The 14,231-nt window shown below is 60.5% G+C and carries 12 protein-coding genes; 4 read left to right on the forward strand and 8 right to left on the reverse strand.

Annotated elements, in window-relative coordinates:
- Window positions 1-308: 308 nt before the first annotated feature.
- Window positions 309-3,806: a transcription-repair coupling factor gene (gene mfd, locus EYD00_RS06965; protein ID WP_034499003.1), complete on the reverse strand. Its 3,498-nt coding sequence runs from the start codon at window positions 3,804-3,806 to the stop codon at window positions 309-311.
- A gap of 4 nt (window positions 3,807-3,810) precedes the next feature.
- Entirely contained in the window at window positions 3,811-4,122 is a 312-nt protein-coding gene (locus tag EYD00_RS06970) for an FAD assembly factor SdhE (RefSeq protein WP_004442318.1), read from the reverse strand.
- Between the two features lie 188 nt (window positions 4,123-4,310).
- Here EYD00_RS06970 and recG point away from each other — a divergent pair, with 188 nt between their 5' ends.
- Genes recG through EYD00_RS06990 form a run of 4 tightly spaced genes read left to right on the forward strand, consistent with a single transcriptional unit; the run spans window position 4,311 to window position 7,393 of the window.
- Complete coding sequence (gene recG / locus EYD00_RS06975) at window positions 4,311-6,416, forward strand: ATP-dependent DNA helicase RecG (RefSeq protein WP_004442320.1); 2,106 nt, start codon at window positions 4,311-4,313, stop codon at window positions 6,414-6,416.
- 12 nt (window positions 6,417-6,428) lie between these two features.
- Window positions 6,429-6,701 carry a hypothetical protein gene (locus EYD00_RS06980; RefSeq protein ID WP_004442322.1) on the forward strand — a complete coding sequence of 91 codons (273 nt, stop codon included), beginning with the start codon at window positions 6,429-6,431 and terminating at the stop codon, window positions 6,699-6,701.
- Window positions 6,702-6,755: 54 nt separating this feature from the next.
- On the forward strand, window positions 6,756-7,013 hold the full coding sequence (locus EYD00_RS06985) for a type II toxin-antitoxin system Phd/YefM family antitoxin (protein WP_004442323.1): 258 nt from the start codon (window positions 6,756-6,758) through the stop codon (window positions 7,011-7,013).
- Complete coding sequence (locus tag EYD00_RS06990) at window positions 7,010-7,393, forward strand: type II toxin-antitoxin system VapC family toxin (RefSeq protein ID WP_004442325.1); 384 nt, start codon at window positions 7,010-7,012, stop codon at window positions 7,391-7,393. The genes EYD00_RS06985 and EYD00_RS06990 overlap by 4 nt, the downstream gene beginning before the upstream one ends.
- 1 nt (window position 7,394) lies before the next feature.
- Here the strand turns inward: EYD00_RS06990 and EYD00_RS06995 are convergent, their stop codons facing one another.
- The 6 genes from EYD00_RS06995 to EYD00_RS07020 all read right to left on the reverse strand — a co-directional run bounded on the left by EYD00_RS06995 (window position 7,395) and on the right by EYD00_RS07020 (window position 14,198).
- Window positions 7,395-8,063, reverse strand: coding sequence for a DUF502 domain-containing protein (locus tag EYD00_RS06995; RefSeq protein ID WP_004442327.1), 669 nt, complete (start codon window positions 8,061-8,063; stop codon window positions 7,395-7,397).
- A gap of 12 nt (window positions 8,064-8,075) precedes the next feature.
- Window positions 8,076-8,579: a GNAT family N-acetyltransferase gene (locus EYD00_RS07000; protein ID WP_004442328.1), complete on the reverse strand. Its 504-nt coding sequence runs from the start codon at window positions 8,577-8,579 to the stop codon at window positions 8,076-8,078.
- Window positions 8,576-10,402, reverse strand: a complete 1,827-nt coding sequence (gene glmS / locus EYD00_RS07005; RefSeq protein WP_004442330.1) for a glutamine--fructose-6-phosphate transaminase (isomerizing) — start codon at window positions 10,400-10,402, stop codon at window positions 8,576-8,578. The genes EYD00_RS07000 and glmS overlap by 4 nt, the downstream gene beginning before the upstream one ends.
- 102 nt (window positions 10,403-10,504) lie before the next feature.
- Window positions 10,505-11,866, reverse strand: coding sequence for a bifunctional UDP-N-acetylglucosamine diphosphorylase/glucosamine-1-phosphate N-acetyltransferase GlmU (gene glmU, locus EYD00_RS07010; RefSeq protein ID WP_034499008.1), 1,362 nt, complete (start codon window positions 11,864-11,866; stop codon window positions 10,505-10,507).
- 222 nt (window positions 11,867-12,088) lie between these two features.
- Complete coding sequence (locus EYD00_RS07015; RefSeq protein WP_034499011.1) at window positions 12,089-12,826, reverse strand: FadR/GntR family transcriptional regulator; 738 nt, start codon at window positions 12,824-12,826, stop codon at window positions 12,089-12,091.
- A gap of 298 nt (window positions 12,827-13,124) precedes the next feature.
- Window positions 13,125-14,198, reverse strand: a complete 1,074-nt coding sequence (locus EYD00_RS07020; RefSeq protein WP_004442334.1) for a BMP family ABC transporter substrate-binding protein — start codon at window positions 14,196-14,198, stop codon at window positions 13,125-13,127.
- Window positions 14,199-14,231: the final 33 nt, after the last annotated feature.

Below are 14,231 nucleotides of genomic sequence, written 5' to 3' on the forward strand. Positions count from 1 at the left end.
CGAAGAATACCGGTAGATGTCCGTTTCGTTACATTGCGGTAATTTTCGCTGAAGGCAGTGAGTGGAGTTTTCGAGGGATTGGCTAATGGATAATGAGCCAAAGATGGGTGTGGTTTACCCCCCTCTGCCCTGCCGGGCATCTCCCCCACAAGGAGGGAGATCGGCAAGACGCACTGTCACCACTTCATTCTCTAACGTTGATATTGGCAAAACCTTGCCGCATATCGATCTCCCCACCTGTGGGGGAGATGCCCGGCAGGGCAGAGGGGGTAAAGCCACACCCACCGACACCCCCCAAAGGCTCAAATCTACGACCGAGCCAGCTCCGCCAGCTGCGTAATGATCATCGCCGCACCCGTCAGCCGCTTTTCCGGCGTCGGCAGATCACGGTTGAGGAACAGGCTGTGATCGGGACGGATCTTCGCCATCGATCCCTGCTTGCCAATGTAACCGACAAGCGCCGCCGGGTTCGGGAATTCCTTGTTGCGGAATTGAACGACAACGCCCTTCGGCCCGGCATCCAGCTTCTCGACATTGGCAATGCGGCAGAGCGACTTGATGTAGACGATCTTGAGAAGATGCTGCACTTCTTTCGGCAGCGGGCCGAAACGGTCGATCATTTCAGCGCCGAAACCGTCGATCTCGCTGATATCGGCAAGCTCGCCAAGCCGGCGGTAAAGGCCCATGCGAAGATGCAGATCGGGAACGTAATCTTCCGGGATCATGACGGATGTGCCGACCGAAATCTGCGGCGACCAACCGCTATCCTGCACCTGCTCGTCACCCTTCACTTCGGCCACCGCCTCTTCCAGCATCTGCTGATAAAGCTCGAAACCGACTTCCTTGATATGGCCGGACTGTTCTTCCCCGAGCAGATTGCCCGCACCGCGAATATCAAGGTCGTGGCTCGCCAGCTGGAAACCGGCGCCGAGCGTATCGAGCGATTGCAGCACCTTCAGCCGGCGCTCGGCAGTCGTGGTCAGCACCTTGTTGACCGGCAGGGTGAAGAGCGCGAAGGCGCGCACCTTGGAGCGGCCGACACGGCCACGCAGCTGGTAAAGCTGGGCAAGACCGAACATATCGGCGCGATGCACGATCAGCGTATTGGCGGTTGGAACGTCAAGGCCGGATTCGACGATGGTGGTCGACAGCAGAACATCATATTTGCCGTCGTAGAAGGCGTTCATGATGTCTTCCAGCTCGCCCGCCGCCATCTGCCCATGCGCCACCGCCACCTTCAGTTCCGGCACATCCGATTGCAGGAAGGCATGGATATCGGCGAGATCGGCAAGCCGCGGACAAACGTAGAAACTCTGGCCGCCACGATAATGCTCACGCATCAGCGTCTCACGAATGACGAGCGGGTCAAACGGCGAGATGAAAGTGCGCACCGCCATGCGGTCGACAGGCGGGGTGGTGATGAGCGACAGTTCGCGAACCCCGGTCATGGCGAGCTGCAAGGTGCGCGGAATGGGCGTCGCCGATAGCGTCAGCACATGCACGTCGCTTTTCAGCTCCTTCAGCCGCTCCTTGTGCTTGACGCCGAAATGCTGCTCCTCATCGATGATGAGCAGGCCGAGATTGGCAAAGCTGATGCCCGCACCGAGCAGCGCATGCGTGCCGACGACGATATCGGTCTTGCCATCGGCGACTTCCTTTTTGGTCAGCGCCAGTTCCTTGGAGCCGACGAGACGGGAAGCCTGCTGCACGCGGATGGGCAACCCGCGGAAACGCTCCGAGAAAGTCCGGAAATGCTGGCGGGCGAGCAGCGTGGTCGGCACCACGACCGCCACCTGCACGCCATTCATGGCGGCAAGGAAGGCGGCGCGTAGCGCCACTTCGGTCTTGCCGAAGCCAACGTCGCCGCAGATGAGACGGTCCATCGGCCGGCCGGCCGCGAGATCCTCCCGCACCGCCTCGATGGCGTTCAGCTGGTCCTCGGTTTCATCATAGGGGAAACGGGCAGCAAACTCATCATAGAGCCCATCGGGCGCGACAAGCTCCGGCGCATGGCGCACGAGACGCGCCGCTGCGATGCGGATAAGCTCATCGGCCATGTCGAGCAGGCGCTTCTTGAGCTTGGCCTTGCGCATCTGCCATGCGCCGCCGCCGAGCTTGTCGAGCGTTGCCTCTGCCGCGTCCGAGCCATAACGCGAGAGGAGATCGATGTTTTCAACCGGCAAAAACAGCTTGGCGTCATCGGCATAGTGCAGTTCGAGACAGGCGCGCGGTGCGCCCGCCGCCTCGATGGTCTGCAGGCCGACAAAACGACCAATGCCGTGTTCGGCATGAACGACGAGCGAGCCCTCGTCCAGACCGGCCACTTCCGAAATGAAATCCGCACCGCGTTTGCGGCGCTTGGAGCGCCGCACCATGCGGTCGCCGAGAATGTCCTGCTCGCCGATAACGGCAAGATTTCCGGTTTCGAAACCGGCCTCAAGGCTCAGCACCGCCGAGGCCGCCTCGCCTTTGCCAAGCTTCTCCACCTCTTTTAGCGAGGTAACCGGCTTGATCTTCTCAAGCCCGTGTTCGTTCAGCACCTGCAGCAACCGGTCGAGCGAGCCTTCCGACCAGCCTGTTATCAGCACCTTCCAGCCCTTGGCGCGGCGCTCGGCTATGTGTTTCACAGCCAGGGCAAAGACATTGACCCGCTCTTCGCTTTCGCCTTCGGTTGGCTGCCGCGCCCAGCGCGGGCCGACATGCGCGTCCAGCGTGGCGACGGGTCTTCCCTCGCTATCCTGCTCATTGAAGGGCGTCAGACGCACGGCATTGACGGCAGACAGGGCCGTGTCGAAATCCTTGCCGTTGAGATAAAGCTGGCCGGGAGACACGGGCTTGTAGGGCGCACCCTGCGTCGATCCCTTCGTCTCGCCGGAAGCACGCCGCGCCTCGTAATAATCGAGCACCAGCTTGGAGCGCTCCTTGGCCGCCTCGCGTGCCGTGTGATCGGTGACGATGCGGAACCCCTTCAGATAATCGAAGGCGGTCTCCAGCTTCTCGTAAAACAGCGGCAGCCAGTGCTCCATGCCGGCATAACGGCGGCCCTCGGAAACGGCCTGATAAAGCGCATCGTCGCGCGTCGCCGCACCGAACAGCGAGAGATAATTCTTACGAAACCGGCTGATCGTATCGGGCGTCAGCGTCACTTCACTCATCGGGTTCAGATCGAGCGAGCGCGCCTGGCCGATGGTCCGCTGGCTGGCCGGATCGAAGGTACGGATGCTCTCCAGCGTATCGCCGAAGAAATCGAGCCGCACAGGCTCCTCGGTGCCCGGCACGAAAACATCGAGAATACCGCCGCGCACGGCGAACTCGCCCACCTCACGCACCGTCGCAACCCGGTCGAAACCGTTGCGCTCCAGCCGCGCGGCAATATCCTCCATGCGAATCTGGTTGCCGGGTCTCGCGGAGAAGCCAAGGCTTTCGATGATGTCGCGCGGCGCCATCTTCTGCAGCATCGCGTTGACGGTGACCAGCACGATGGCCGGATGCGGTTTCTTCGCGTGGCTGATGAGACCGGCAAGCGCCGCCAGGCGACGCGCCGACGTGTCGGCGCTCGGTGACACGCGGTCATAGGGAAGGCAGTCCCAGGCCGGCAGCGTCATGACCGGAATATCGGGCGCAACAAAACCTAGAATTTGTTCGAGATCGGCGATGCGCTGGCCATCCGACATCACATAGGCAACCGAGGTGCCTGCGCGCGCCATCTCGGCAAGCAGCAGCGCCTCCATGCCTGCGGGCACGTTTCCGATGGTCAGCGGCGTATCGGCCGACGACACCAGCTTTGCATCGAATCCGGCTATCATGGTTTCAGGCTTTCACATTGTCTGCGGTGACGAGATCGAAATCGGGACGATAGGATGCGATCTTTTCAAACAGCGGGGTCTGGAATTTTTCCGGGATGGCAAGCGCCCCCGTCACCATCTTGACGAGGTCGTTATCCTCTTCCGCCATGATGACTTCAAGCTCATCGAGCTGGTCATCGGAAAGCAGCGCGATATTGTCTTCCGCGAATTGCCCGAGAACGAGGTCCATCTCGCGAATGCCGCGGTGCCAGCAGCGGTAAAGTATCCGCCGGCGTCTCGGATCGAGGTCGGCACTCGTGCGCACCAGTCCAGTCATCGCATTCACCTTTCGGTTGACTAATCAACAATGTGTTGACTGCGACCTCCTATAGAACAGGAGGCGAACGCTTGGGAACCGGTTTTTATCGAAATAATACCACCGCCACGAAAATCTGCCGGTGATAACCCGGCTTTGTGACCTGCGAAGTCTTGCATAAGCCGTCCCCTTCCCCGATTTTGCTGCCCATGCGCCCGGCCATTCTCGATCCGCTGTTTGCCTCCGTCTCCACGCTTGCCGGCGTGGGGCCGAAGCTTGCCGATCTCCTGGCAAAACTTCTGGGACGGGAGAATGCGGACGATACGCGCGTTATCGACCTTTTGTTCCACGCGCCCTCCAACGTCATCGACCGCCGAAACCGTCCCGGCATCGCGCTTGCAGCACCTGGCGCCATTGTCACCATTCAGGGACGTGTCGACCGCCATCAGCCGCCACCGCCGGGAAACCGCAACGCGCCCTATCGCGTCTTCCTGCATGACGAGACCGGCGAACTGGCGCTGACCTTCTTCCGCGCCAAGGGCGACTGGCTGTCCAAGGCCCTGCCCGTCGATGAAGAGGTTCTTGTCAGCGGCAAGGTGGACTGGTTCAACGGCCGCGCCTCCATGGTGCACCCGGATTTCATGGTGAAGCTTTCCGAGGCGGAAAATCTGCCCCTTGTGGAAGCCGTCTATCCCATGACCGCCGGCCTTTCCGCCAAGGTGTTGCGCAAGGCGATCGAAGGCGGGCTCTCGAAGCTGCCGGTTTTCCCGGAATGGATCGATGAGACGCTCAAGACCCGGCAGGGCTTCGGTGACGTGGCATCCAGCTTCCGCGAGCTCCACGACCCGCGCGACAGTGCCGATATCGAACCGCAAGCCCCGGCGCGCCGACGGCTCGCCTATGACGAATTCCTCGCAGGACAGCTGTCACTGGCGCTGGTGCGCCAGCGGCTGCGCAAGGTGGCGGGCCAGCCAATCCGCGCCAAGGGCGATATCGCCGCCAAAATCCTCGCGCAACTGCCCTTCTCGCTGACGGCAAGCCAGAGCGCCGCCGTCAAGGATATCCTGACCGACATGGCTGGCGAAGACCGCATGTTGCGGCTGTTGCAGGGCGATGTGGGGGCCGGCAAGACGCTGGTGGCGCTGATGGCCATGGCGACGGCGGTGGAGGCCGGCGGACAGGCGGTGCTGATGGCGCCGACCGAGATTCTCGCCCGCCAGCATTACGCCACCATCTCTAAACTCGCTCAGGCCGTGGGCCTCACGGTGGAAGTGCTGACCGGCCGCACCAAGGGCAAGGAACGCCGCGAGATCGAGGAGCGCGTGGCCTCGGGCGAAGCGCAGATCGTCATCGGCACCCATGCGCTGTTCCAGGACAGCGTCACCTATAAGAACCTTGTGCTGGCCGTGGTGGATGAACAACACCGTTTCGGCGTGCATCAGCGCCTGCGCCTCACCGCCAAGGGCATCACGCCGCATATGCTGGTCATGACCGCCACGCCCATTCCACGCACGCTGGTACTGGCCGCCTTCGGGGACATGGATGTCTCCAAGCTCACCGAAAAACCGGCGGGCCGCAAACCCATCCAGACGGTGACGATCCCCACCGAACGCATCGGCGATATTGTCGAGCGGCTGCGCGCAGCGCTGAAGGACGGCAAAAAAGCCTACTGGATTTGCCCGCTGGTGGAGGAGACGGAGGAGTCCGACCTGATGTCGGCGGAGGAGCGCCACGCGGTTCTCTCGCAGATGCTCGGCGCCAACATCGGCCTCATTCACGGGCGTATGAGCGGCCCGGAGAAGGACGCCGCCATGCTCGCCTTCAAGAACGGCGAAACCCGCCTGCTGGTGGCGACTACGGTGGTCGAAGTCGGCGTCGATGTGCCTGACGCGACGATCATGGTCATCGAACACGCCGAACGTTTCGGCCTCGCCCAGCTGCACCAGCTTCGCGGCCGCGTCGGACGCGGCGACGAGGCCTCCACCTGTATCCTGCTCTACAAGGGCCCGCTCAGCGAAAACGGCCGCGCACGGCTCTCCATCCTGCGCGACAGCGAGGACGGCTTCCTGATCGCCGAGGAAGATTTGAAGCTGCGCGGCGAAGGCGAGTTGCTCGGCACGCGTCAATCAGGCACGCCTGGCTTCCGCATCGCCAGCCTCGAGGCTCATGCCGACCTCCTGGAAATCGCCCGCAAGGACGCCGCCTATGTCATCGAGCGCGACCCGGAACTGATAGGTCCACGCGGCGATGCGCTACGCACCTTGCTCTATCTGCACCGCCGCGACGAAGCGATTCGTTTCCTGCACGCCGGCTGAAAGTGAACGCCCATGAACATGATCGACCCGCGCCGCCCGCCACCCGCCTTCCGCAAGGGCTACGCGCTCTGCTCGCCGCAGAACATCCTCCAGCCCGAAACATTTGCGAAGAGCGAGAAGAAGGCGATTGGCAAGGCGTTCAAGAAGCCCGGCCGCAAAAAGGCATGGAGCCGGGCGCTGGAAGAAGGCTGGAGCGTGAGGCTGGTCTATATGCGGCTCTTCGTGCCGGTGTTCCACGCCACGACTACAGGAACAGACGTGGATGATCTGGACGACGAGGATTGATATGGTCCATTGAATGGACTAATATAACGCTAACTTTAACGCCCGAGGTTAGCCGTGCAGATATCCGTGACTGATGCAAAAAGTCAGCTTACCGAACTGGTACGCCGCGCCGAAGCCGGTGATGAGGTCATTCTCACCCGTCATGGCCACGCAGCCGTGCGGCTGGTTCCGGTCACCGTCGTGGCGGATAAAACATCCCGTAGCGCCGCGCTCGCAAAAGTGCGCGCGACTGTCGCCAACAAAGGCGATAATGGCCCGGATGCCGCGCATAGTCAGGATTTTCTCTATGACGAGCACGGCCTTCCGAAATGATCGTTATCGATACGTCGGCTCTGATGACGATCCTGCTCGATGAACCCAAAGCGGATTCCTGCGCCTCAGCGCTCGAAACTGATGAACCTCTGCTCATTTCAGCGGGGACGCTTGCGGAGGCCATGATCGTGGCGCAGCGGCGCGACCGTAGCCGGGAACTAGAGATGCTGATCGAAGGTCTGGGCGCCGAAATCAAGCCCGTCACCCCCAAATCGGCGCATGGCGTTTCGGAAGCTTATCGCATTTGGGGCAAGGGCGTTCATCCTGCCGGACTAAATTTCGGCGACTGCTTTGCCTACGAGCTGGCGAAAACAGAGGGTTGCCGTTTGCTTTATGTCGGTAACGACTTTTCGCAGACGGACATCCCGGGCGTTCTCTAGATTAGACCGGCGCGATCATCTTCGGCGGCTTGAAATCCGGCGCCACAAGACCACCCGAGATCAGCAGCTTCGCCGCATCCTCCGGGGTCATGTCCAGCATCACGATCTTGTCCTTGGGCACGAACAGCAGGAAGCCCGCCGTCGGCACCGGTGTGGGCGGCAGGAAGACGGCGACCATCTGCTGGCCCATCTCGTTGAAGCGATGGGCGAGTTCGCCCTTTGCCTCGGAAGCCACAAACACCATCGCCCATGTGCCTGACGACGGGAACTCGATCAGGCCAACCTTCTTGAAGGAGTTCGAGTGCTCCTTCAGGACGGATTCGAACAGCTGTTTGATGCTTTTATAGATCGGCCGCACCAACGGCATGCGGTTGAGGATGGATTCACCGACGCCGACAATCCATTTCCCGATCAGGTTATTGCCGAGAAAGCCGATGAGGGTGATGCCGATGACAGCGATCAGCAGGCCGAAGCCGGGAATGGCCACATCGAAATATTGCTCGGGATCGTAACGGGCGGGAATATAGGGCTTCACCCAGCTATCCGCCCATTGCAGGAAGCTCCACACCAGCCACATGGTAATGGTGACGGGTGCGAGGATCAGAACGCCCGTAAGGAAGCTGTTGCGCAACCGTGTCGCAAAGGAAATTTTGGGAGGAATGTCGGTCATTTACCGTTCGCGTTAAGCGTTGTCGCTATCGAAACCCGGATGAAAACTGACAATGCCGGATGGCGTTCCCCCATGCAAGCGAAGAACTGTGAAATATTCGTCAGGAATCCCCACAGCGCTTAGGCCCTCGACGGCTTGAAAACCGAAGCGTCCATAATAGTCGGGGTCGCCGGCGACGACACATCCCGATGCGCTCAGCCGATCAAGCGCACCAAGCCCTTCACGCACCAGCCGGGAGCCGATACCCTCGCCCTGCCGTTCCGGCGTCACCGAAAGAGGCGCAAGGCAAAACCAGCCGCTGTCGCCGCTTGAGAGCGTCACGGGCGAAAAGCCGATATGGCCGACGATCCCTTCGCTGTCTTCGGCCACGAGCGAAACCGTGAGCGCACCGGCCTCCCGCAGCCGCGCCACGATCAGATGTTCGGTCTTGTCGCTATGGTCGACGTCACGGAAGGCTTCTTCCGTAACGCAGGCAATCGGCTCTTCGTCACCCTGGCGCTCCGGCCGTATGATCATTCCACCGTGACCGATTTTGCAAGGTTACGCGGCTGGTCGACATCCGTACCCATGAAAACGGCGGTGTGATAGGCCAGCAGCTGAATGGGCAGCGAGAAGACCATCGGTGCGATCAGTTCGTCGACGGTCGGCAGCGTGATCGTCGCCATTGTGTCGAGCTTGGAAGCGGCAGCTCCCTTCTCATCCGTGATGAAGATGATACGGCCGCCGCGCGCGGCGACTTCCTGCATGTTCGAAACGGTCTTTTCGAAGAAACGATCGTGCGGTGCAATCACGATGACGGGCATGTTCTCGTCGATCAGCGCGATCGGGCCGTGCTTCAGCTCGCCGGCAGCATAACCTTCGGCGTGAATATAGGAAATTTCCTTGAGCTTCAGCGCGCCTTCCAGCGCCAGCGGGAAGCTGGTGCCCCGGCCGAGATAAAGCACGTCCTTGAAGCGCGACAGATCGCGCGACAGGCCCTCTATCTGCGGCTGGATGATGTTGAGCACCTGGCTCATGATGCGCGGCATCTCGATCAGATGTTGCACAAGTTCCTTTTCCTGACCAGGCTTCAGCGTGCCGCGCGCCTTGCCGGCGGCAATGGCGAGCGAAGCAAGCACCGCAAGCTGGCAGGTGAAGGCCTTGGTGGAAGCGACGCCGATTTCCGGTCCGGCAAGGATCGGGAAGATGGCGTCCGATTCCCGGGCAATGGTCGATTCCCGCACATTGACGATGGCGCCGATCTTGAGATCGCTTTCCTTGCAATAGCGCAGCGATGCCAGCGTATCGGCTGTCTCACCCGATTGCGAGATGAAGAGCGCCGCCTGCGTTGGCTGAAGTGGCATTTCACGATAGCGGAACTCGGAGGCCACATCGATCTCCACCGGCAGGCGCGCATAACGCTCGAACCAGTATTTGCCGATCAGGCCGGAAAGATAAGCCGTGCCGCAGGCGGAGATCGCAAGTCCGGAAAGCTTGGCGAAATCGATGGCCTTATCGGCCTCTTTCACGGTCTTGGAGGCGAAATCCACATAATGGCTGAGCGCATGGGAAATGACTTCCGGCTGCTCGTAGATTTCCTTTTCCATGAAGTGGCGATGGTTGCCCTTGTCGACCACATAGGCCGTCGCCTGCGATATCTGCCGCTCGCGCTTCACCGGCTTGCCGGAGAAATCGATGATCTCAGCACCCTGCCGGGTCACGATGGCGCAGTCGCCATCCACCAGATAGGTGATCTCGTTGGTGAAGGGCGACAGCGCAATGGCGTCGGAACCCAGGAACATTTCTCCGCGGCCATAACCGACGGCAAGCGGCGGGCCGGAGCGCGCCGAAAGCAGCGTACCGGGATCGTCCTTGAACATCACCACCAGCGCATAGGCGCCTGTGACACGATTCAGCATCTTCAGCATAGCCTCACGATGACCAAGACCCTCGCGGGTATATTTCGCCAGAAGCTGCGCCACCACTTCGGTGTCGGTCTGGGTGGTGAAGGTCGCGCCCTCGGCGGTCAGTTCTTCGCGCAGTTCGGCGAAGTTTTCGATGATGCCGTTATGGACGACGGCCACGCCATCGACGAAGTGCGGGTGAGCGTTGGTTTCGTTCGGCACGCCGTGGGTCGCCCAGCGTGTATGCGCGATGCCGACCACGCCCGGAAGCGGCTTTTCGGACACCAGCTTTTCCAGATTGAAGAGCTTGCCCTCGGCACGGCGGCGATCCATCGCGCCATTGTCGATCGTTGCAACGCCGGCTGAATCATAGCCACGATATTCGAGACGCTTCAGTGCATCGACAAGCCGTTCAGCAACGGGCTCAGTTCCGACAATTCCGACAATTCCGCACATATATATCTCCAGACGGCGATCTTTTCGCCGAAACTTCTAATCTTTCCCGTGCAATCCGCAATTATGGCGCCGGTCACTTTCGGTATCGCTTCGTAACGTCCTTCAAGGCGACTTTTTCTTCGCTTCCTTCAGCGCCTTCGCCCGCTCCCGCACCACGGTTGCGCGGCCCGGCTTCACCTCCTGGCGCGCACGCCCAAAAGCCAGCGCATCATCGGGCACGTCATCGGTGATGACGCTGCCGGAGGCGATGTAGGCCCCCTCGCCAATCGTCACGGGAGCAACCAGCGACGAGTTGGAACCAACGAAGCTGTTCGCGCCGATCCGCGTCTCAGCCTTGTTGTAACCGTCATAATTGCAGGTGATGGTGCCGGCACCGATATTGCTGCCCGCGCCAACGAAGGCGTCGCCGATATAGGTGAGATGATTGACCTTGGCCCCCTCGCCGATCTCGGCCTTCTTGACCTCGCAGAAATTACCCACCTTGGAGTTGGCGTGCAGGTTGGCCCCCGGTCGCAGCCGGGCATAGGGGCCAACAGTGGCACCTTCCGCGACATGCGCGCCTTCGAGGTGTGAGAAGGCATGGATCACGGCACCCGGTTCGACCGTCACGCCGGGACCAAAAACGACATTGGGCTCGATCAGCGCGTCCTGACCGATCGTCGTATCGAAGGAGAGGAAGACGGTTTCGGGCGCGACCATCGACACGCCGTCGACCATCAATTCATGGCGGCGGCGCTCCTGCCAGAGCTTTTCGATGAAGGCCAGTTCGGCGCGGTTGTTGCAGCCGACCAGTTCTGTTTCCGGTGCATCGATGGCGACGGCGCGGCGGCCGAGCGACCGGGCAATTTCGACCACGTCCGTCAGATAATATTCGCCCTTCACATTGCCGTTGCCGATCCGGTCGAGCAGATCAAGGGCATTGCGGCCATTGATCGCCATCAGGCCACTATTGCACCAGGTCACCCTGCGCTCTTCGTCGGTCGCATCCTTTTCCTCGCGGATCGCCACCAGCTCGCCATTCTCGACCAGCAACCGGCCATAACCCGTAGGCCGGTGGGTGTGAAAACCGATCACCGCGACATCGGCGCCGGAAGCAATGGCCTCGCGGGCCCGGTCGAGCGTGGCGGAGGTAATGAGCGGCACGTCGCCATAAGCGATGATGAGATCGTCGAAGCCGCGTTCGATTGCCGCACGTGCGGCAAGCACGGCATGGCCGGTACCTTTGCGTTCCGTCTGAAGAAAAGTCTCAACCTGAAGTCCCGGCAGGCTCGCCGCCGAGGCAACATTGTCGGCGTCACGTCCGACGACGAGCGCCACCGTGCCGACGCCCGATCCAGCCACCGCCTCGACCACATGCGCAATCATCGGACGGCCGGCGACCGGATGCAGCACCTTGGATTTCGACGACTTCATGCGCGTGCTGTCGCCCGCTGCGAGAATAACGGCTAGAGAGCTGCGCTCCATAAGACCTCCAACACCCCGTCGGCGACTGCCTGGCAGCCGATACAGCGGCACATGTTTGACTTTGCGCCGTCCGGCAAAACGGACGGGCGCATCGGTAATTTCATTCCGGATTGCTATAACGGCGGCCCACTTAAGAAACCATGCAAATCTGCACCAAATTTCCGCACCGGTTTTCATCAAACGTGATTGGAGCGGGATCACATCCTGCTCCCACCGTCTGATTTATCGCCGGGAGTTGCGGGCAGTGAATTCCAGTACCTGCTGGCGGCCGTTCTCAATCAATCTTTCCATCTCGCGACGCGCGGCGGCCTCGTCATGCAGACGAAAGGCTTCCACGAGCTTCAGGTGCGAAGCTGAAACATCGGAAATTTCATTGGGATCGGTGTCCGGATTGCTCATCCGGAAAATGCCCGCCAGAGCCGCCTTTATCAGCGAACCAACGGTGCGCATGAACGGGTTGCCCGACATTTCGGTGATGAGGACATGGAAATTCATGTCCGCAAGCGCGCGCTTTTCTTTCGAATAAGCAGTATTGCCCATCTCATTGGCATAGGCGGCAAGCTTTGCGATATCCGCATCCTTTGCCCTGATGGCGGCAAGCCCGGCGCCATAGGGTTCAAAGGCTTCGCGGATGTCGTAGAGGTGCAGCAGGAACTCATCGCTGACGCCGGCCTCGAAGTGCCATAGCAGCACTTCGCTGTCGAACATGTTCCAGCTTTCGCGCTCCGTCACCCGCGTACCAATCCGCGCTTTGGGGGAAATCATGCCCTTGGCCGTCAGCGTCTTCATCGCTTCGCGCAATACGGTGCGCGAAACTTTAAGCCGCTCCATCAGCTCCGCATCGCCTGGCAGGATGTCGCCGGTCCTGAAGGTGCCGGACACGATGTCGAGACCGAGCTTGTGAACGACCTGTGCATGATTTGTCCGCAGCTTTCGTAGACCGATCGCCGCATCGAGCATTCCGCGCTGCAAGTGCCATGTCCTTCCGTTCGGTTGGCGATTTTAAAAATCGCGCCAGACGTGTATCTTCAGTCAGAATATAGTGAAAGACATCAAGTTGCCGGAAAAGCAAAGGCAAACTTCATCTACGCAATAAAACCCATGAAAATAAGCAAGGCCGCACATGCGTCGATGTACAGCCCCGATCTTTGCGAACTCAATTTCCCACGTCATCCTCGCCCTTCAGGCGAGGATCCATGGACATGGCGAGTATCATCCGGGTCAAGGCCGAGGATGACACCCTGTCCCACAACGCAGATTATTGCGGCAGCTTGTCGTCCACGCCGGCAACGTAGAAGTTGAGGCCGAGCAGGACCTTATCCTCAGCCTTTTCACCAGCCTTCAGCCATTCCGAGCCGTCCTGCTTCTTCACCGGGCCGGTGAAGGGGTGCAGTTCGCCGGACTTGATCTTGGCTTCGGTGTCCTCGGCCATCTTCTTCACGTCGTCAGGCATGTTGGTGTAGGGCGCCATGGTCAGGATACCGTCCTTCAGGCCGTCCCAGACCGATTCCGACTTCCAGGTGCCATCGAGAAGAGCCTGCGTGCGCTTGATGTAATAAGCGCCCCAGGTATCCTTGATCGCGGTCAGCTGCGTTTCAGGACCGGCCTTGATCATGTCGGAGGCCTGGCCGAATGCCTTGATGCCGCGCTCGGCTGCAACCTGCATCGGTGCCGTCGTGTCGGTGTGCTGCGTCAGGATATCGACGCCCTGGTCGATCAGCGCCTTCGCGGCATCGGCTTCCTTGCCGGGGTCGAACCAGGTGTTGGCCCAGACGACCTTGACCTTGAATTCGGGATTAACGGACTGCGCGCCGAGAACGAAGGCGTCGATGCCCATCACCACTTCCGGGATCGGGAAGGACGCGATGTAACCGGCAACGCCCTTTTTCGACATTTTCGCGGCGATCTGGCCCTGAATGTAACGGCCTTCATAGAAACGCGAATTGTAGGTCGCGACGTTTTCGGCCGTCTTGAAGCCGGTTGCGTGCTCGAACTTCACCTTAGGGAATTTCTGGGCAACCTTCACGGTCGCATCCATGAAGCCGAAGGAGGTGGTGAACACCAGTTCGCAGCCGGAGCGGGCCATGCGCTCGATGGCGCGTTCAGCATCCGGGCCTTCCGGAACGCTTTCGAGGAACGGCGTTTCGATCTTGTCGCCGAAGTGCTTCTGCAGCTCTTCGCGGCCGATATCATGCGCCTGCGTCCAGCCGCCATCGGTGCGGCTACCGACATAGATGAAGCAGACCTTCTTGGCGTCGGCGGCTTCAGCGGAGGAAACAACGCCTCCCAGCGCCGCGATGGAAGCGGCAAGTGCGATGACCAGTTTTTTCATTTTTACCCCTGTTGGTTTGGAGACGTGAGAATG

The organism is Agrobacterium sp. 33MFTa1.1 (genome assembly GCF_004328495.1).
Taxonomy (GTDB): Bacteria; Pseudomonadota; Alphaproteobacteria; order Rhizobiales; family Rhizobiaceae; genus Agrobacterium; species Agrobacterium pusense.

Coding starts and splice junctions, on each gene's coding strand:
- mfd (WP_034499003.1), bottom strand. CDS start 3,806: ATGATAGCCGGATTCGATGCAAAGCTGGTGTCGTCGGCCGATACGCCG.
- EYD00_RS06970 (WP_004442318.1), bottom strand. CDS start 4,122: ATGACTGGACTGGTGCGCACGAGTGCCGACCTCGATCCGAGACGCCGG.
- recG (WP_004442320.1), top strand. CDS start 4,311: ATGCGCCCGGCCATTCTCGATCCGCTGTTTGCCTCCGTCTCCACGCTT.
- EYD00_RS06980 (WP_004442322.1), top strand. CDS start 6,429: ATGAACATGATCGACCCGCGCCGCCCGCCACCCGCCTTCCGCAAGGGC.
- EYD00_RS06990 (WP_004442325.1), top strand. CDS start 7,010: ATGATCGTTATCGATACGTCGGCTCTGATGACGATCCTGCTCGATGAA.
- EYD00_RS06995 (WP_004442327.1), bottom strand. CDS start 8,063: ATGACCGACATTCCTCCCAAAATTTCCTTTGCGACACGGTTGCGCAAC.
- EYD00_RS07000 (WP_004442328.1), bottom strand. CDS start 8,579: ATGATCATACGGCCGGAGCGCCAGGGTGACGAAGAGCCGATTGCCTGC.
- glmS (WP_004442330.1), bottom strand. CDS start 10,402: ATGTGCGGAATTGTCGGAATTGTCGGAACTGAGCCCGTTGCTGAACGG.
- glmU (WP_034499008.1), bottom strand. CDS start 11,866: ATGGAGCGCAGCTCTCTAGCCGTTATTCTCGCAGCGGGCGACAGCACG.
- EYD00_RS07015 (WP_034499011.1), bottom strand. CDS start 12,826: ATGCTCGATGCGGCGATCGGTCTACGAAAGCTGCGGACAAATCATGCA.
- EYD00_RS07020 (WP_004442334.1), bottom strand. CDS start 14,198: ATGAAAAAACTGGTCATCGCACTTGCCGCTTCCATCGCGGCGCTGGGA.